A 20362-nucleotide genomic window follows, 5' to 3' on the forward strand; every position below is an offset into this window, starting at 1 on the left:
ATACATCTCCATTTGCCCGATCTGACGACCATCTACTGGATTAAACTAAGAAACTAAAGTTTCACTTTTCAATCCTCGTTTGGATTCTCCGCACCGTAATACTTGTAACTACGAGTAGCGTTGCAAGGAATAAGACAAGCGCCGTATTCGCGCCAGTTGCCGCAATCATTTTCGCCCGCTCTGCCATTGCTGAAGCTAGATCCTGCTGTCTGCTCTGACCGCGTTCGGATATCCGGCCCGCCTCGGCACTCGGCACAATAACTGACGGAATCCACGTATCCCAGCCCTGCGGCTTCGATTCAGGCAACGGAACTAAATCCTGTTGATCAATTCCAGGCACGATCACTTCACCACTTCCAGCACCGGGCTTTTGCTCCTTTTCAGGTACGCTTAACTGCTTTACAGTAAAACTTAGCTGCTGAACTTGCGTATTACCCGCTTTATCGCGTGCTTCCACGAAAATACGATGCTCACCGGGCGCAAAATTCTGCGTAAGCGTGAAACTTAGCTCCTGCTGCGGCTTTTCAGTTGCATCATGTGCAGCTCTCGAAAGATCACTTCCCGCTGCATTATCAGCATCCGAATCAGCAGCTGCCCGCGCTTGATCCCCACGATTATCGCCATTTGCTGGCGGCTTTCGCTTCCCGAATCCTTCCGAGATCTTCGTTACTGCCCCTGCTGCTGGAACCAGCGCAACCTGCTTCGTTGTGACAAGTTTACCATCCACATAGAGCGCAATATGCTGCAAATTCGCATCCTTTACTTGCACCTTTGCTGATACTGCCGCACCTGCATTTTGATTCAGATCAGCATTTCCGTTTGCTTCCGGATCAAAATATCGGACGTCCCCGTCAGCAAGTCCACTGACAGTAACCTCAGGAGCAATATTATCGACGACTACAGGGATCATCCGCAGATACGTATTATCGAAATGGTCTTTCAACACTACAAGCAGCTTATCTCCATCTTCAGCCGTTACAAGATGCGTGAAATCTCGCTTACCAGCGTCACGATCTGGATCTTCATAACTCAAAAAGCGTTCCACAGCATTGCCGTTGATCGTCAGCTGGTAGCCAAAAGCGTTATCAGCAACCGAACCAGAAAATTCCACATCTCCAGCATGATGCAAATAAAGTGCTCCATCTGCATCGATCTGCGGCTTCGTAAATTCTACATTTGGAGCATGCAAATCAAGCAGTACCTTCATCTGGGTATTCGCGATCTCGGCACCGTCCACATCTATAATCTGCACATTTACATCAGTAATCCCCTCACGAAGACTAATTTCAGTTTCAAAACTACCGTCGGGAGCTACCGATACATCATTCCCGGCAACAATAAATTTCTGCGGCATCCGATTGAATTTGCCTTTATACATGAAGGTATAAAGACCATTTGCGGCTACATCTTCCGATTTTTGCTGCAAGGCGTCATTTTCCCCTGAAACAACATTAAAGGCTTGTGCAAACCCAAGATTCGCCAGCAATTGGAGTGGAGCTGCCTGCGGATCTGGATTTTCCAGACGGACTATCGCCTCCGCTTTGTTCCAAGCTTTATCAAAAGCACTCAGCATAATTGCTGGGCTGCCGTCTGCCACAGAAATCTCTGCACTAAAACTGCCATCTTCAGCTACCGGGAAACTTTCGCCGTCGATCATCACATTGCTTACTGGTGAAAGATTATCTGTTACTTTACCTTTAATCTTCACTTTTCCGTTCACTGACCGTGCCAACACCTTTGGCCATCCTGCTGGTTCACTAAGCGAAAATTGGGGAGCAGTGCCGTCATATGTAAACGTGAAACTCTGCTTCGCAACTACATTCCCGGCAGTATCCAAGCCTGCTACGACAACAGTATTTTCACCTTCGATCACTGACGGACGGATCTCAAAACGACCACTTTCTGGCACATCAGTAAGCGCATCACCCGCACGCACTCGCCGCACCTTTTCACCAGCCCGTCCAGTGAGCACTAGCTTTCCATTCTGCACTAAAATCTCGTCAGTTTGCTCCGACTGTGCAGAAGCATTGATCGTGCCGATTTGTGCTAATGTGTCTGCAGATTCCACAATTAGCGCCCGGTCACTGACCATTACCGTTTTACGCACCACATTCGTAGCCAAATCTGATGCGTAAATTTCAAAATAGCCGACCTTTTCCGCAATCGGTCCATTCACGATCAAAGTATGCACGCCGTCAGCTGGCGTTTTATCCTTCATCGTTTCGTCTTTCGTAATTATACTTGACGGCCAAGTGAATCTGCCCTGTACTGCATTTACTCCAGAAGCATTATCCGTTGCTGAAACTTTTACTTCATAATTTCCTGCAGCATTCTTTTGGATCGAAAGTACTTCAACTTTCGGCGCTACACGATCAATTGCAAATGGCAAATCAAGGATCTGCGGTTCATACTCTGCCCCCATCCTCGCCTCGATGCGGAAGAAATATTTACCATCAGCCACATTTTCAAAGCTGGCTTTGCGCTGATCATACTTTTTCCCGTCAAAAACGATCGACGAAAAATCCGTTTGCATCGCATTCGTCATTTCTGCAAGTTGCGCTTTAATCGTTGGACGCACCACATCGTCCTGCTTTCCGATCGCGCGCACAAGCTTTTTATCCTCATCAACAACTGTGATTTTGACTTCTTTTGCGTTGCGTAACATCGCTACTTTCGCATAAATCACATCGGCAAGTCCGTCACCATTAGGCGAAATAAACTGTTCACCGTCGCGAAAAGTGTACTCTCCTTGATTGATCTGCGTGTAGAGCGAAGTAATAGTTGGGTTCTTTTCCAGACGGTCAAGAATTGGCTGATCAAACCCGGCATAGCGTGGGGTATCGATGATCCGCTCTGCGTTCCAGTCTCCTGCAAAACCGAGATATGGGAGTGCCAAATCAGGTTGCTGCGGATCTTTTGACTTGAATGTTACCCAGCCTTGTGTCCAATGATCTGCGCCACTGACTTTCAGCGTGTATTTTACCTTTGCAGTTCCTTTTGCCGGAACTTTTATCTCTGAAACTTCTGCCGCAATCGTATCGCTAGTTGAACAATGCGTATTTGCAGTTTCTGTAAGTGAATTATTTTCATTCACTACACAGGTAGCGCCTGGAGTAAAGGTGAATTCATGGTCGGCTTCGTTTTCGAGTGTGACGGTAAAATCACGAGTGCCTTTTACTTCCCGTAGCGCGAGAACTGGAGAATCGTCAACAGTCGCAAGCACTGAGGTACGCAGAGCAGCATCCGTCTGGACTAAACCTGCTCCGATTTGCCGCGGTGCAAACGGAATATCATCATGTTTTAGAATCGATGCGGTATTTGATAGTGCAATCCGATTCCGCGCCACAAGTTCTTTCCGCTTTAGCTTTGGAAATTTTTGCGTATTTTTTTCGATCATAAGTGCACTCACACCAGCAACATACGGAGCAGCCATGGAAGTGCCTGATTTTGTAGCATATTTATGATCATTGACTGTGGAGTAGACGTTTCCGCCAATACCGGAAATTTCCGGTTTGAATCCAAGTTCTGGGGCAGATCCCCATGAGGAAAATGCAGATGGACGCATTGCATTTGGGTTAGTACGTGAAATATGAGCGTCAGTGAGTTTGATTTTGGTAAGCCCTTGCGAAATTAGTTCTTTCAATTTCACGCCATCGCTGTGCCCGATTGCGATACCGGGAATTTTGAAGCTCTCAATTCCGCCCATCCCAGGCAAATCGTCACCGCCTTTAGCATGGTTGTAGATGATCACGCCAGCAGCTTTTGCGATTTGTGCATTTGTAAATTTGTCTTTGAAGGTGATTGGATTTTCACCTTGCATTCCGCCACGTTGAATCAGCACGTATTTACCAGAAAAATCTTTTCCGAAAGTATCGTTAAAGCTGCCAACACCAGCATCAACTAATTCATGTTCTTGTCCATCAGCAGTGCCGGTTTGTAAATCAAAGCCGAACTTGTGTGTAGCTTTAGTATTTCTTGCGATACCGAGCGAATTTACGATCAGCTGATTTTCGATCGAAGCAACCGACCAGGCTCCAACACCAGTTGATGGTGAGGCAACAGTGCCGTCATCGAGCATGCCCAGCGCATCATTGTTTTCTCCAGTGGGTGAGCCGTTTTGGCCTTCATTTCCTGCAGCGACAATAACTTCAACCCCTGCAGCACGAGCATTTTCGATCGCGCGCTGTTCACCAATATTCTGCGCTTCGTGCCCGTTCGGATATCCTAAGGAAAGATTGATTACGTCAGCGCCCCGCTTAACTGATTCTTCAATTGCTGCCATCACATCGTCAGCACCCGCGCCTTTTTTATTCGGGTCATTTGAGAACACTTTCATGGCGAGAATTTGTGCGTTTGGCGCGATCCCATTCATTCGTGAATTTTTCGCAACATTCGCCTCTTTGCCACCGTTAGCTGCCGCGATACCAGCTACATGCATCCCATGCTGCGAAGCTGTAGTGTCTTTCACGATATTATTTTCGTCAGCGAAATTGTAGCCGTATGGAACCTTTGGGGTAAAGCCTTCGCTCGGAGCGATCCGTGGAGCTACATCTGGATCCAATCGCATATCTTGATGATGAATATCTACACCAGTATCAATGATTGAAATCACCGTACCGGCCCCGTCTACACCAAAATCTTTACGTGCCTTCTGTGAGCCAGACAAAGTGCTAGCGCTTTCCATTAAAGGATAGTAGATGCGCAGTTTTTCAACAGCGGCAACAGCTGGATCAAGTTTCAAATGGCTAATTTCTTGGGCCGCAATTGATCCGGAAATCGCGTTTACAAGATAACTAAATTTCCGATCAACCTGAAATCCATATTTACTTGCAAATGCATTTGCTTGTTTTTGGACGTAACTAGTATCTGAACCAAATTCACCGGGTAATCTTGGTTGGTCTTTCAAAGTAACTAGTACACGAATATTTTCGCCAGATACCGCACTTGAAAAATTATTATCTGGCGGTAGCGGAGGTGCTTCTGGTGCTGCTACCGCATTGGGAATAGCTGCGATAAGAAGCGAAACTGATGTGATTACACTAAGTATGCGTGGTAATTTCATAAAATCTGCTCTTTCGTCAATCGGTTTTTTTATTATGGTGGAAAGTGCAGGTAGGTGGGTGGTTTATCCGGTTGTTGAGATGAATAAGCCTGTAAAACAAAAAAAATAAGAGAGGATTTTTCCTCTCTTCACTCTTCTTTTTTTCTTTTTGTTTTTGTTTTGTATTGTTGGTTTTTAAGCCGTTTTATTCTTTTGTGTTGTTGGTTTTTAACCCCATCTTTTTTTGGGTGTTGTTTTTTTTAAAACCCCCACACGTGTGCTCTCTGGTATTTCAGGAGGAGGCTTGTGTGGGGGTTTTAAACTATTGTGTATTTAATTTTTGGTGACGGCAGTGTCCTACTCTCCCACACCCTGGCGGGTGCAGTACCATCGGCGCTTGCAGGCTTAGCTTCCAGGTTCGGGATGGATACTGGGCGTTTCCCTGCTGCTATGACCACCGTCAAAACTTTGGGGTACACATACTCATATCTAGATATGTGTCATAAATCTGACTACTCTCCACACGTATACACGCTAAACACATATATATGTGTGTGTGTTCTTTGTTTGGTGGTTCAGAATTGTATAGTAGACGCGTTGCAAAAGAAATTTTTTTAATCGTTTTATAATGAAGTGATCGGCCATTAGTACCAGTCAGCTCTACACACGTTACCATGCTTCCACTTCTGGCCTATCAACCCCATGGTCTATAGGGGGCCTTCCACACTCGAAAGAGTGTATCGAGAATTTATCTTGAAGCAGGCTTCCCACTTAGATGCTTTCAGCGGTTATCCTTTCCAAACGTAGCAAACCAGCCATGCACCTGGCGGTACAACTGGCACACCAGAGGTTTGTCCATCCCGGTCCTCTCGTACTAGGGACAGCCCTTCTCAATTCTCATACGCGCGCAGAGGATAGGGACCGAACTGTCTCACGACGTTCTGAACCCAGCTCGCGTGCCGCTTTAATGGGCGAACAGCCCAACCCTTGGGACCTACTCCAGCCCCAGGATGCGACGAGCCGACATCGAGGTGCCAAACCATGCCGTCGATATGAACTCTTGGGCAGGATCAGCCTGTTATCCCCGGGGTACCTTTTATCCGTTGAGCGACGGCGCTTCCACAAGCCACCGCCGGATCACTAGTTCCTACTTTCGTACCTGCTCGACCTGTCGGTCTCACAGTCAAGCTCCCTTGTACACTTACACTCAACACCTGATTGCCAACCAGGCTGAGGGAACCTTTGAGCGCCTCCGTTACATTTTAGGAGGCAACCGCCCCAGTTAAACTACCCACCAGGCACTGTCCCTGAACCAGATCATGGTCCAAGGTTAGACATCCAGCACGATCAGAGTGGTATTTCAACAATGACTCCACACTAACTGGCGTTAATGCTTCAAAGTCTCCCACCTATCCTACACAAACCGTACCAAACACCAATACCAAGCTATAGTAAAGGTCCCGGGGTCTTTCCGTCCTTCTGCGCGTAACGAGCATCTTTACTCGTAATGCAATTTCACCGAGTTCGCGGTTGAGACAGTGGAGAAGTCGTTACGCCATTCGTGCAGGTCGGAACTTACCCGACAAGGAATTTCGCTACCTTAGGATGGTTATAGTTACCACCGCCGTTTACTGGGGCTTAAATTCTCAGCTTCGCCCAAAAAGGGCTAACCAGTCCTCTTAACCTTCCAGCACCGGGCAGGCGTCAGTCCGTATACATCCACTTACGTGTTCGCACAGACCTATGTTTTTGATAAACAGTCGCTTCTCCCTGGTTTGTGCCACCATCAACCCTAGCCCGTAAAAGAGCTTCAAGTATCCGGTCCTCCTTCTTCCAAAGTTACGGAGGTATTTTGCCGAGTTCCTTAACCACGATTCACTCGAACGCCTTAGTATACTCTACTCGACCACCTGTGTCGGTTTAGGGTACGGGCGGCTAGAACCTAACGTCGAGGCTTTTCTTGGCACCACAGGATCACCCTACTTCCCACAAAAAATGCGGTCATCATCCAGCCTCACCCACAAAGTCTCCCGGATTTACCTAAGAAACGGGCTGCGCTGTTAAACGTGGCAAGCCATAAGCCACGCGGAAGCTACCACTGTGCGTCACCCCTGTTAACACGCTTGCCTACCACAAGATCAGTTCCCACGCGCACCAAAACTCTCAACCCAAAAGGAAGAAAGCCAGGATTGGATGGTTAGTATCACAAGCTTCAGCACGGACGGTTCTTCGCCGGTACCAGAATAACAACTGGTTGCCCATCGACTACGCCTGTCGGCCTCGCCTTAGGACCCGACTAACCCAGGGCGGAACAACCTGGCCCTGGAACCCTTGGTCATACGGCGGAAGGGATTCTCACCCTTCATTCGTTACTCATGCCTGAATTCTCACTCGCACACAATCCACAACCGTTCACACGACTGCTTCACCTCATGCACGACGCTCCCCTACCCAACAATAAAAAATTGCTGCCACGGTTTCGGCGGTGTACTTAGCCCCGCTACATTGTCGGCGCAGAATCACTTGACCAGTGAGCTATTACGCACTCTTTCAAGGATGGCTGCTTCTAAGCCAACCTCCTGGTTGTCACAGCAACTCCACATCCTTTCCCACTTAGCACACGCTTAGGGGCCTTAACCGATGATCTGGGCTGTTTCCCTCTCGACTACGGAGCTTATCCCCCGCAGTCTCACTGCCACGCTAACTTAAACCGGCATTCGGAGTTTGGCTGACCTCAGTACCCCGATAAGGGCCATCAGCCATCCAGTAGCTCTACCTCCGGCAAGCAACACGCAACGCTGCACCTAAATGCATTTCGGGGAGAACCAGCTATCACGGAGTTTGATTGGCCTTTCACCCCTACCCACAGCTCATCCCCTCCATTTTCAACTGAAGTGGGTTCGCGCCTCCACACGCTCTTACACGTGCTTCACACTGGCCATGGGTAGATCACCCCGCTTCGGGTCTAGAACATGCAACTAAACGCTTTTTAAAACTCGCTTTCGCTACGACTCCCCCACACGGGTTAACCTCGCTACATGCCACTAACTCTCAGGCTCATTCTTCAAAAGGCACGCCATCACCCCCACAAAGAAGGCTCTGACGGATTGTAAGCGTCCGGTTTCAGGTACTATTTCACTCCCCTCCCGGGGTACTTTTCACCATTCCCTCACGGTACTAATCCACTATCGGTCACGCACAGTATTTAGGCTTACAAAGTGGTCTTTGCAGATTCACACGAAATTTCACGAGTCCCGTGCTACTTGGGAAAACACGCCAACAAGACCAAAACATTTCAACTACGGGACTATCACCCACTACGGTAAGGCTTCCCAACCTTTTCATCTATGCCCTGATTTTATCACTCGCCAGACCCTTATCGGAAGGTCCAAGACGGTCCCACAACCCCGAATGTGCAACGCCCGATGCTATCACACACACCCGGTTTAGCCTCCTACGCTTTCGCTCGCCACTACTCACGCAATATCTTTTCCTGCAGGTACTAAGATGTTTCACTTCCCTGCGTTACCCCCAAACACCCTATACATTCAGATGCCGGTAACTGGGCATAACCCCAGCCAGGTTCCCCCATTCGGAAATCCTCGGATCACAGCTCGTTTGCCAACTCCCCGAGGCATATCGCAGGCTACAACGTCCTTCATCGGCCATGCGTGCCAAGGCATCCACCGAACGCCCTTAAACACTTACAACAAAACAAATTGATTAAAAACCAAAGATGCTCGCGTCCACTATACAATTCTCAACCACCAAACCAACACCAAACCAACAAACACCAAAAAAGCATCCATCAGCCCAAGCAGTCAAACCAGGTGTTACCCCGAAACCCAACAGCATGCCAACTAAAAACAATGACGCCCACAAGAAAACCAAAACCCCACAAAAAGCAAGGCCAGCCACCAACTAGACAAAAAACAGTGACCAAAGGCTCCCTAGAAAGGAGGTGATCCAGCCGCACCTTCCGGTACGGCTACCTTGTTACGACTTCGTCCCAATCGCTAATCCCACCTTCGACCGCTCCCCCAAAAAGTTAGGCCACGGGCTTCGGGTGTTACCAACTTTCGTGACGTGACGGGCGGTGTGTACAAGGCCCGAGAACGTATTCACCGCAGCGTTGCTGATCTGCGATTACTAGCGACTCCGACTTCATGGGGTCGAGTTGCAGACCCCAATCCGAACTGAGACTGGCTTTAAGGGATCCGCTCAACCTCACGGAATCGCATCCCTCTGTACCAGCCATTGTAGCATGCGTGAAGCCCAAGACATAAGGGGCATGATGATTTGACGTCATCCCCACCTTCCTCCGAGTTAACCCCGGCAGTCTCTCGTGAGTCCCCACCATAACGTGCTGGCAACACAAGACAAGGGTTGCGCTCGTTGCGGGACTTAACCCAACATCTCACGACACGAGCTGACGACAACCATGCACCACCTGTACACCAGCCCGAAGGCTACCACATCTCTGCAGTATTCCAGTGTATGTCAAGCCTTGGTAAGGTTCTTCGCGTTGCATCGAATTAATCCGCATGCTCCGCCGCTTGTGCGGGCCCCCGTCAATTCCTTTGAGTTTTAGCCTTGCGGCCGTACTCCCCAGGCGGGGCACTTAATGCGTTAGCTACGGCGCAGAACCCGTGGAAAGGCCCCACACCTAGTGCCCAACGTTTACGGCATGGACTACCAGGGTATCTAATCCTGTTCGCTCCCCATGCTTTCGCTCCTCAGCGTCAGTAACGGCCCAGTAACCTGCCTTCGCCATCGGTGTTCCTCCTGATATCTGCGCATTCCACCGCTACACCAGGAATTCCAGTTACCCCTACCGCACTCTAGCCTGCCCGTACCCACTGCAGCCCCGGAGTTAAGCCCCGGTCTTACACAGCAGACGCGACAAACCGCCTACGAGCTCTTTACGCCCAATAATTCCGGACAACGCTCGCGCCCTACGTATTACCGCGGCTGCTGGCACGTAGTTAGCCGGCGCTTCTTCTGCACATACCGTCACTTACGCTTCTTCTGTACTGAAAGGAGTTTACAACCCGAAAGCCTTCATCCCCCACGCGGCGTCGCTGCATCAGACTTGCGTCCATTGTGCAATATTCCCCACTGCTGCCTCCCGTAGGAGTCTGGGCCGTATCTCAGTCCCAATGTGGCCGGTCACCCTCTCAGGCCGGCTACCCGTCGAAGCCTTGGTAGGCCATCACCCCACCAACAAGCTGATAGGCCGTGAGCCCATCCCCCACCAGAAACCCTTTCCAACAAAAACCATGCGGTTAAAGCAGAATATCCAGTATTAGACCCCGTTTCCAAGGCTTATCCCAGAGAAGAGGGCAGGTTACTCACGTATTACTCACCCGTTCGCCACTAATCCACAAAAAGAAAACTTTCCGCTTCATCGTTCGACTTGCATGTGTTAAGCACGCCGCCAGCGTTCGTCCTGAGCCAGGATCAAACTCTCCAAACAAAAACCAAACACCCAAAAAAAGGCATCCAATCAATAAAGGAAAGCCCAAAAACAGACTCAAAAAACCAGAAAAACTGGCAAAACAAAAAACCCAACCAAAAAAATCAGCCAGGCAAAAAACAGACCAACCAACCCAACAACCCAACCCACAAAAAGTCAGACCATCAAACCAGCCAGCCCAAAAAAACATCATCATAAAAAGCTGACACACTATTGAGATTCCAAACAACACACCAACACCCAAGCAACCACCCCAAAAACCAGGACAGCCACCCGAAGCAGCAACTTCATAAGCTTACCACCAAAACCAAACCCGAGTCAAACCAAAACCCAAACCAGCCCCAGTGAAGCACACCACAAGAACAACCAAAACCCTCAAAACCAAAGCCCCAAGAATCTCCATCGCCCTCGCAACGAATAAATACTCTACCCACAAACAACACATCACGCAAATTTTTCCAGGGTGTGCATCGCCACAAGAGTCGTAAACGGCTTTTTAACGCCAATTTCCACTTATCGAATACCGTTTCACCAGAAATCACATCAAATTAATTTGACTGTTCCAATTTATTTACATAGATGCATATTCTATCCAGATGCAAGAACTACATTTGCATCCATAAATACCGATTACGTAGCCACTGCCGTCCACTTACCAAAGAACTCCGTCTTGCCCAGTTCTAAATTTTGCTGCCAACAATCGCAATAACAGCAAAATTTCCTCATACAGAAACAAAATGGGAGCAGACTTTGAAAAACAAAATCTGCTCCCACCAAAACTGAACTTCGCTGATCCCAGCTTACATATAAGTTCAAATATGGACTCTTAAATCAGCTTTCATCATCCTGTGCAAACGTCTGCTTGATTGCGTCAGCCACATGGTAAGCCATATCCGGATGGAACACACCTGGCACAATATAGTTTGCATTCAGCTGATCAGGTTCCACTTCTTGCGCAATCGCGCGTGCTGCTACAGACAACAAGTCAACATCAATTGCCTTTGCACGCAAATCTAACAAGCCGCGGAAAAGTCCGGGGAATACCAGCACATTGTTAATCTGGTTCGGGAAATCCGAACGCCCCGTGGCAACTACCTTCGCGTATTTTGCTGCCGCAATCGGATCCACTTCCGGAGTAGGGTTCGCCATCGCAAAAACGATTGCATCAGACGCCATAGTTCCAATATCTTCCGGATCTAAGATATTTCCTGAAGAAACACCGATAAATACATCTGCGCCGACTAAAACTTCTTTCAGCGACCCTTCAACATTACGCGGATTAGTATTCTCAGCCAGCCACTGACGATCAGGATCTGCTTCTTGACGGAAACGTCCAAGTGATCCTGCACGCCCACAACCGATAATATCTTTTGCGCCTTCCTTCAACAGCAACCGAATAATTGCATTGCCTGCTGCCCCCACACCAGAAACCACGATCTTCACATCGGAAATCTTCTTACCAACAACTTTCAAAGCGTTGATCAAAGCTGCCAGTGTGACTACCGCAGTACCATGCTGATCGTCATGGAATACCGGGATATCCAGCTCTGCACGTAACCGCCGCTCAATTTCAAAACAGCGCGGTGCAGAGATATCTTCCAAATTGATCCCACCAAATCCGGGCGCGATCGCCTTCACGATTGAAACGATCTCATCGGTATCTTTTGTATCTAAACAAATTGGCCACGCGTCAACATTTGCAAAATTCTTAAATAACGCTGCTTTCCCTTCCATCACTGGCATTGCGGCTGCAGGACCAATATCGCCCAGTCCCAGGACGGCCGTACCGTCAGTAACAACGGCTACCGTATTTCGTTTGGAAGTAAATTTGTACGCCTTCTCAGGATCCTCATGGATCATATCGCAAATCCGAGCCACACCAGGAGTGTAAATCCGCCCTAAATCCTGACGCGTCTTGAGCGGACGACGTAAACCAGTCTCAATTTTACCGCCCAAATGCACCTGCGCTACTGCATCGTGCATCCCAAGCACACTTATATGTTCTTGCGTCTCAAGACGTTCACGAATCATTTTTGCATGTGCAAAATCATCGCAGTAGGTCGTCACATCAACCGTAATGTGATGTGCACTCGTCTTTACCGTATCGACACCATAAACCAGCGCCCCATACTGCGTGATCAACTGAATCAATGCAGGCGTAGCTTTTGATTCAAATGGAATCTTGCAACGCATCGTCACTGAATATGAAGGAACAATACTTTTCATTAATTATTCACCCGATCTAAAATCAATTCGCGAGCGCGAGCGGCATCCGCTTTTCCTTGTGTTTCTTTCATGACAATACCTACGATCGCACCAGCTGCCTGCAGTTTTCCGTCACGAATCTTTTCAACTACATCTGGCTGCGCAGCAAGTGCTGCATCGATAATAGCCAACAGGTCGTCGTCATTTGAAACAACTTCCAGACCACGTTTTGCAACCACTTCGCCAGGATTGCCCTCACCAGCCAGTACTCCTTCGAGAGCTTGCCGCGCCAGTTTATCCGTCAGCTTGCCACTGGTTACAAGTTGATCTAACTCAGCTACGTCCGTGATCGAAACTGGAACCGCATCCAGATCCAGTTCGTGATCTTTCGCGTAACGAGCCAATTCACCCATCCACCACTTGCGGGCACCAGCGGAAGAGGCACCTGCTTTCACTGTTTCTTCAATCAGGATCAGCGCACCCGCATTCACGATATCGCGCATCTCCAAATCAGAAATACCCCATTCTTCCTTCAACCGCTTCCGTTTTACGGCAGGTAATTCTGGCAGCGAAGCACGAATTTCCTCCACCCATTCGCGGCTTGGCGCAAGCGGTACTAAATCTGGCTCCGGGAAATATCGGTAATCATCTGCATCCGACTTCACCCGCCCGGCAAGCGTAGTTCCGTCAGATTCCTGCCAGTGACGAGTTTCTTGCAGCACCAGTTGCCCAGACGCAAGCACAGCAGCCTGCCGGCACATTTCATATTCAACAGCTTTTGCAATCGAACGGAATGAGTTCACATTCTTCGTCTCAGTACGTGTACCGAGTGGCGAATCTGGGGTTGGACGCAGTGAAACATTCACGTCAGCGCGCACATTTCCACGCTCCATTCGCGCCTCAGACACTCCAATTGCACGCGCAATATCACGGATTGCCTGCACATATGCTGCTGCAACTTCTGGTGCGCGAGCTCCTGCACCAGCAATTGGGCGAGTCACGATTTCCACCAACGGCACGCCAGCACGGTTGTAATCAACTAACGAGTGATCAGCGCCGTGGATCCGCCCTTCTCCACCAATATGCGTATTCTTACCAGCATCTTCTTCTACGTGCGCGCGCTCGATATCGACGCGGAAAACTTCACCGTCAGCCAATTCCACATCAAGGTACCCATTGAACGCAATCGGCTCATCAGATTGTGAAGTCTGGAAATTCTTACACAAATCTGGATAGAAATAATTCTTTCTTGCGAAGCGGCAAGATTCAGCGATTTCACAATTCAACGCCAGACCAAGCCGAATCGCATATTCAATTGCTTTCTTATTGACGACGGGCAACGCACCTGGCAGTCCAAGCGACACAGGAGTAACGAAAGTATTTGGTGCACCACCGAACGCATTTGGCGCAGCATCAAACATTTTCGTCTTTGTACCCAGCTCAACGTGCACTTCCAAGCCAAGAACCGGATCGTAATTTTCCACTACATCCGCGTAATCCATGAGTTCATCCATTATTCTGCTGCCTCCAATTTTTCTACTGGGCACTGCGCGCCTGCCGGATCAGCAACTGCTTCAACCATTGCCGCATATGCATATAGTTTCGGATCTTCATGTGCCTGCGCGATAATTTGGATTCCAACAGGCAATCCGTCAGAAAGACCAGCCGGCACACTGATCGCCGGAGCCCCCGCAAGATTTGCAGGAATCGTAGCAATATCGTTGATGTACATCGCCATTGGATCAGCTTTTGCGCCAAAGGGGAAAGCTACGACCGGTGAGGTCGGAGAAATTAGCACATCGCACTTTTCAAAGGCTTTCGCCAAATCTCGCTGCACAAGTGTCCGTACCTTTTGCGCCGCGCCATAGTAAGCATCAAAAAACCCGGCTGACAGCACGTGCGTACCAAGAATAATTCGCCGCTTCACTTCGGCACCAAAGTTTGCGCCACGCGTTGCGCTCATCATAGATTCAGCTGTAATCGCACCGGATTCTGGAAGTGCGCGATTACCGTAGCGCACACCATCAAAACGTGCCAGATTTGAAGAAACTTCCGCTGGCATAATCAAATAGTATGCTGCAAGCGCATGTTCAAAGGACGGGCAAGACACTTCCACGACTTGCGCACCGCGTGCTTCGAGTGCAGCGCGAATCTCCTGGAATACCGCAATCACGCCAGATTCATATCCGTCAGTAATCAATTCTTTGACTACGCCAAAGCGCTTACCTTGCAGATCTTTTGCCGCCAAACCAGCTTCTACACCAGTATGCAAATCCAGATCTTTTTCCGGTAACGAAGTTGAATCAAATGGATCGTGCGCAGAAAGGATTTCCTGCAAAGCAGCAGCATCAGCAACTGAACGCGCAACTGGCCCAACTTGGTCAAGTGATGATGCCATTGCAACTACACCATAACGCGAAATTTTCCCGTAGGTCGGTTTTGTACCGACTGTTCCCGTAACTGATGACGGCTGGCGAATCGAACCACCCGTATCTGTGCCCAAAGCCCAAGGTGCAAGATATGCACTGACGGCAGCTGCCGATCCGCCTCCAGAACCACCAGGGATCCGCGACGGATCCCACGGATTCCGAGTCGGACCAAAAGCCGAATGTTCGGTGGATGAGCCCATTGCAAATTCATCCATATTGGTGTGTCCAAGAATTGGGAGGCGAGCCTTGTGAATCTGCTGCACCACAGTAGCATCGTATGGCGGCTTCCAGCCTTCAAGCATCCGTGAACCACAAGTGGTCGGGATTCCACGTTGGCAAATATTATCCTTGATTGCCACTGGCACACCTGCAAATGGCGGTAGCTCCTTGCCTGCTGCACGATCTTCATCCACAGCTGCGGCAGCTTGCAAAGCGCCTGCTGCATCCACGTAGAGATACGCATTCAGCACTGGATTCAGCTTTTCAATCTGATGCAAAAAAGCTTGCGTCACTTCGACAGCGGTAACTTCACCTGCACGCAGTAATTGCGCCAGCTCATGGGCGCTTTTCCGGCACAGTTCTTCTTTGATGGTCATATTTATTGTTATTCCTTAGATTACGATCCGTAATTATTATTCTTCACCCAGAATTGACGGCACCTTAAACTTGCCGTCTTGGGAATCTGGCGCCCCGGCAAGAACTTCTTCGCGGTCGATACCCGCGCCAATTTCATCTTCACGCCATACATTAGTAAGCGGGATCGGATGTGATGTAGCTGGGATATCGTCGGAAACTACTGCGGAAATTTTAGCGACAGACTCAGAAATCACACCAAGCTCTCCAGCAAATTGCGCAATTTCTTCTTCCGTCAGGGCAATACGTGCTAGGTCAGCTACTCGCTTGACCTCTTCTTTACTAAAACTAGACATACCTTTAGTGTAATGCCTGCCGTCAAAAAGGCGTGAACCAGTTCGCTTGCTGAGCGCGCAGCGAACACAAAACGTTTTGCACAGTACCGCCTCTGCCATGTAGAAATCCGCAACGCGGGAGCGAACCCTGATATTTGGGAAAAGAAGCATCCGAAGATGCATCCAAACAGCGCAATTCCTTTCGTTAGAATGATTACCAACAAAATTCGACTAACATGAACAATATGAACTTGCGTGAAATAATTACAAAAAAAGTTAGCTGCCCGCTACTGGCTGGAAAAGATGCACTCACAAAAGAACGCATCAAGAAAGCGCTCCGGATCGGGATTGGTGGCGCATTACTTACGCAAGCAACTGCGATCGCTACAGTGACGGCAATTGATGAACGGCGCAAGCAGCGCCATCCCCCCTCAAATACGTTCCCTTTCCTCATGCCACAGGATGTCAATACTCCGAAAGGTGAAATCACAGTCTACACTTACGGCGCGCATCTTTACCGTGCGCAACTTGAGGCAATTCGCAAAGCAAAGAGCCATATCTATTTTGAAATTTTTATCATGAAAGCAGATGAGGTTGGGAAAGCGTATCGGAAAGCACTGATCCAGGCAGCACTGCGCGGTGTCGAGGTGTATATCATCATCGACACTTGGGGCAATCTGAATCAACCACCAAGTTTTCGGCGTTACCCCAAACTCCCGAATTTGCATGTGATTCGGTTCCCTTTGATCCGTCCAGGAATCTTTACCGGCAACCCACGGCAGAAAGGGCGCGATCACCGCAAGATTCTCTGTATTGACGGCAAACTCGGCTTTGTAGGAGGATACAATATCGGGAAAATTTACAAAAAACAATGGCGCGATACGCATATCCGGATCACTGGTCCACAGGTTTGGGAATTAGAAAGTTCATTCATCGATATGTGGAATATGTATCATTCCCGCAAACATCATCCAGCAATTCCTGACAGTGGCGCAATCGAATGGAATCCGCAAGTACGTGCCGTCGCAAATACGCCTGCCTTCAATTCCTATCCAGTGCGCGCACTTTATTTGGAAGCAATCAATCGTGCTTCCCACCGAATCTGGATCACGATGGGATATTTCATTCCTGACGAAGGGCTCCGCCACTCGCTAAAACAAGCCGCAAAACGCGGTGTTGACGTGCGAATTTTAATTCCGCGTTATTCAAACCATATTGTTGCCGACTGGGTTGGACGCCCATATTATGCCGAACTGCTGAAAGCGGGAGTTCGGATTTTCTGGTTCAAAGATGCGATGGTGCACGCAAAAACGATGACGGCTGACGGCGCGTGGAGCACTATTGGCACCACAAATATCGATCGTCTTTCGATGGCTGGAAATTTTGAAATCAATATGGATATTTTTAGCGATGAGATGGCGCGCAAGATGGAAAAGATTTTCGCGGTAGACTTGAGCAACTCAGTTGAGGTAACACTCGAAAGATGGGAACAACGCGGAAAATTAGCAAAACTCGGCGAACGGATTTTACGCCCTCTAGGTCCGCTCCTTTAACCCGCTGAATCGGAGCAAAGTAGCTGATTCAGACCGATATTTCACATTTCTGCCGCTAAACCACATTTCGCATGGTGAGCGGATCAACAGGCTTAACTTGATCCGCTCAGCTGTATTCACCAGTATCAAGCAGCTCAATAAACTGCTTTTCATCTAAAACCGGAATTCCAAACTGTTCAGCTTTTAGTGCCTTTGAACCAGCTTTTGCACCTGCCACCAGATAGTCCGTCTTTCTCGAAACAGAACTCGTTGCCTTACCACCATGCGCTTCGATCGCTTCCTTCACCGAATCACGGGTAAATTTTTCAAGCGTGCCAGTGGCGACCACAATTTTTCCAGCTAGTGTCTGCGGCACTTGCGCGATTTCTGCAGTTTGCGCCACCACATCATCAGCAAAACGCACCCCGCACTCTCGCCATGCCTGCACGATTTCTCGATGCCACTCGATCCGCAACCATTCAGATATTGAAGCGGCAATCACATCACCAATACCTTCGCCTTTCAACTGATCCAGCTCAGCAGCTTCGATCGCCGCTAATGAGCCAAATTTTCGCGCAAGCACTTTCGCCGCAACTGGTCCAAGATGACGAATATTCAATGCCACGAGCTGCCGCCAAAGTTCTTTTTCTTTTGCCTGCTCTAATTCTGCCAGCATCGTACAGACATTCTTCATTGGCTCAGATTCCACGATGACGGTATTTGTGGCCAGATCGATTTTGGGTTTTGTCCACGCCGCACGTTGATAGCGATAATTCCCAGTAAGTTCTCCGTTTTCCTTGATTTCTTGCCACTGCCAGATATCTTTCAATTCCGCCGCATGGAGCGCAAAAAGTTGCGCCTCTGTATTTAGAATCGGTTTCTGCGCTGCCGGGATTCCCAGCTTGCGTGCCACTTTGGGCGGCACAATATTTTCCTGGTCAAGAATCATGCCGTTTGTATCGATCACGCCCAGTTCAATTAATTCTGCTTTCGTGCATTGGATCGGCTGCCGCTGATCGGCGGGATTCACGGCAGTAAAATCTTCAATAATGAGCTGTTTACCGCGCACGAATGCAAGTAGCGCAGTTTCCCGCAGGCGGTCAGGATCAGCAAGCCAAGTGCCTGTTTCTTCTCCGAGCGCTTCAATATCAAGGGCTCCGCGCGAGCCGATATGGATGATTCTTTGTGTCAGCTGAGCTGGGCAGGAATGCGCATTGTGACAACGCCAATCTGCGTCGCCTTCCTTTGCAGGCGCAACTTTTCCACCACATGCCGGGCATTTCTGTGGCATGATGAACTCACGTTCAGAGCCATCGCGCGCATCCAAAATTGGACCAACGACTTCCGGAATAATATCGCCTGCTTTTCGCAAGATCACGAGATCACCAATTTTCACGCCTTTTCGGGCAACCTCGGTGGGATTATGCAATGTCGCTTGCGTTACTGTTGAACCGTCTACCTGTACTGGCTCCATCACGGCATAAGGAGTGACACGACCTGTGCGCCCCACTTGCACGCGAATATCAAGAAGCCGTGTTTGCACTTCAGTAGGCGGAAATTTGAACGCAACAGCCCATTTTGGAACGCGTGAAGTATAACCAAGCAAATCTTGAATCTGCCGATTTTCGATCTTGATCACAACACCGTCAAATTCGTGCGCGAGACTGGTGCGCGCATATTCGTATTTTTCTAAAAACGCTTCAATCTGTGCAAACGAATCAACTATTTCGGTTTGCGGTGAAATCGGCAAACCCCATTCCTGGAATTGTGCATACACATTTTCCTGTAGCATAAGACGCTCTCCCAGCGCGGGGGAAGCACCTTCGATCGCACCAATACCATGCGCCACAAAACTAAGTGATCTGATTGCGAAACCAGTATTATCATCTTGACGAAGCGATCCAGCAGCGGCATTTCGCGGGTTCGCGAAAGTTTTCAGTTTTCCTTCTGCCCGAATCAGCGGCTGCAATATGTGGCGTTGATCTTCTGGAAGTTGCTCATTTTCGGCACGAAGCTTTGCGTTTTCTTTACGAATGCGGGCATTTTCCACTTTTACCTGCTGGTTGCGAATTTCGATCTGCGCATTGCGCTGCTCAACCAGGGCATTAAATTCGTGGAAGGCTGCAATTGGGAAAAAGACCTCACCACGGATCTCCACAATTTGCGGGATATCTTGACCTTGAAGTTGCTGCGGGATATCGGCTATCGCCAGCGCATTTTTCGTCACATCTTCGCCGACACTGCCGTCGCCCCGGGTTGCTGCCGTATCAAGGACCCCGTCACGATAGGTGAGATTCAGGGCTACCCCGTCAACTTTCACTTCAACTGTGAAACGTGAATTTTCCGGGATTTGCGTGCAAATATTATCGTACCAATCACGTAATTCGGTTCGTGAAAAAACATCTTGCAGGGAATAGAGCCGATTGCGGTGGGTCAGCTGGCGCATACCATTCTTCGTCGGTTTCGCTCCCACACGCATTGATGGCGATGTAGGTTTCCAAAGCAATGGATATTCGTCTTCGAGTATCCGTAACTGGTGGATCAATCGATCGTATTCAGCATCTACCATAATTGGCTCTGCCCCGGAATGATATGCGTCTTGCGCGCGCGTCAATTGTGCTGCAAGCTCCTGCCATTGCAAGATGATTTCCTGCGGGGGATGCATTTGATTTTGTGCAGACGATGCATTTTCATCATTCCCCCGTGTTCGTGACGGCTCATTTTCCGGGAGCATCTTAAATTCTCTTTCCACTTTCTCATCATCTCATGTT

7 protein-coding genes and 3 rRNA genes are annotated in these 20362 nt (G+C 49.0%); 1 reads left to right on the forward strand and 9 read right to left on the reverse strand.

The features are described from left to right. Window positions 1–61: 61 nt before the first annotated feature. The 8 genes from J2S36_RS03715 to gatC form a co-directional block, all read right to left on the reverse strand. The gene (locus J2S36_RS03715) at window positions 62–5062 is read right to left on the reverse strand and encodes a S8 family serine peptidase (protein ID WP_309955699.1); all 5001 of its coding nucleotides are present in this window, start codon (window positions 5060–5062) and stop codon (window positions 62–64) included. Between the two features lie 323 nt (window positions 5063–5385). Further along, a 5S ribosomal RNA gene (rrf, locus tag J2S36_RS03720) occupies window positions 5386–5503 on the reverse strand. Window positions 5504–5665: 162 nt separating this feature from the next. Beyond that, window positions 5666–8751, reverse strand: a 23S ribosomal RNA gene (locus J2S36_RS03725). Between the two features lie 244 nt (window positions 8752–8995). Then, window positions 8996–10517: ribosomal RNA gene (locus J2S36_RS03730) — 16S ribosomal RNA — on the reverse strand. Together the 16S, 23S and 5S rRNA genes form the textbook arrangement of a ribosomal RNA operon. An 831-nt stretch (window positions 10518–11348) precedes the next feature. Then, on the reverse strand, window positions 11349–12743 hold the full coding sequence (locus tag J2S36_RS03735; RefSeq protein ID WP_309955701.1) for an NAD(P)-dependent malic enzyme: 1395 nt from the start codon (window positions 12741–12743) through the stop codon (window positions 11349–11351). Further along, window positions 12743–14236, reverse strand: coding sequence for an Asp-tRNA(Asn)/Glu-tRNA(Gln) amidotransferase subunit GatB (gatB, locus tag J2S36_RS03740; protein WP_309955703.1), 1494 nt, complete (start codon window positions 14234–14236; stop codon window positions 12743–12745). The genes J2S36_RS03735 and gatB overlap by 1 nt, the downstream gene beginning before the upstream one ends. Continuing rightward, window positions 14236–15747: an Asp-tRNA(Asn)/Glu-tRNA(Gln) amidotransferase subunit GatA gene (gene gatA / locus J2S36_RS03745; protein WP_309955705.1), complete on the reverse strand. Its 1512-nt coding sequence runs from the start codon at window positions 15745–15747 to the stop codon at window positions 14236–14238. Before gatA ends, gatB begins: the two co-directional genes overlap by 1 nt. Before the next feature lie 36 nt (window positions 15748–15783). Further along, window positions 15784–16080 carry an Asp-tRNA(Asn)/Glu-tRNA(Gln) amidotransferase subunit GatC gene (gene gatC / locus J2S36_RS03750; RefSeq protein WP_309955707.1) on the reverse strand — a complete coding sequence of 99 codons (297 nt, stop codon included), beginning with the start codon at window positions 16078–16080 and terminating at the stop codon, window positions 15784–15786. A gap of 215 nt (window positions 16081–16295) precedes the next feature. On the opposite strand from gatC, the gene J2S36_RS03755 reads away from it, so the two are divergent. Further along, window positions 16296–17612, forward strand: a complete 1317-nt coding sequence (locus tag J2S36_RS03755) for a phospholipase D-like domain-containing protein (RefSeq protein WP_309955709.1) — start codon at window positions 16296–16298, stop codon at window positions 17610–17612. 106 nt (window positions 17613–17718) lie between these two features. Here J2S36_RS03755 and J2S36_RS03760 read toward each other — a convergent pair whose 3' ends face one another. Continuing rightward, on the reverse strand, window positions 17719–20343 hold the full coding sequence (locus J2S36_RS03760) for an NAD-dependent DNA ligase LigA (RefSeq protein ID WP_309955711.1): 2625 nt from the start codon (window positions 20341–20343) through the stop codon (window positions 17719–17721). Window positions 20344–20362: the final 19 nt, after the last annotated feature.

This window comes from Arcanobacterium hippocoleae, from assembly GCF_031456295.1.
Lineage (GTDB): Bacteria > Actinomycetota > Actinomycetes > Actinomycetales > Actinomycetaceae > Arcanobacterium_A > Arcanobacterium_A hippocoleae.

What these genes read in the sequence shown, in the direction of transcription:
- J2S36_RS03715 (WP_309955699.1), bottom strand. Translation starts at nt 5,062, where the DNA reads ATGAAATTACCACGCATACTTAGTGTAATCACATCAGTTTCGCTTCTT.
- J2S36_RS03735 (WP_309955701.1), bottom strand. Translation starts at nt 12,743, where the DNA reads ATGAAAAGTATTGTTCCTTCATATTCAGTGACGATGCGTTGCAAGATT.
- gatB (WP_309955703.1), bottom strand. Translation starts at nt 14,236, where the DNA reads ATGGATGAACTCATGGATTACGCGGATGTAGTGGAAAATTACGATCCG.
- gatA (WP_309955705.1), bottom strand. Translation starts at nt 15,747, where the DNA reads ATGACCATCAAAGAAGAACTGTGCCGGAAAAGCGCCCATGAGCTGGCG.
- gatC (WP_309955707.1), bottom strand. Translation starts at nt 16,080, where the DNA reads ATGTCTAGTTTTAGTAAAGAAGAGGTCAAGCGAGTAGCTGACCTAGCA.
- J2S36_RS03755 (WP_309955709.1), top strand. Translation starts at nt 16,296, where the DNA reads ATGAACAATATGAACTTGCGTGAAATAATTACAAAAAAAGTTAGCTGC.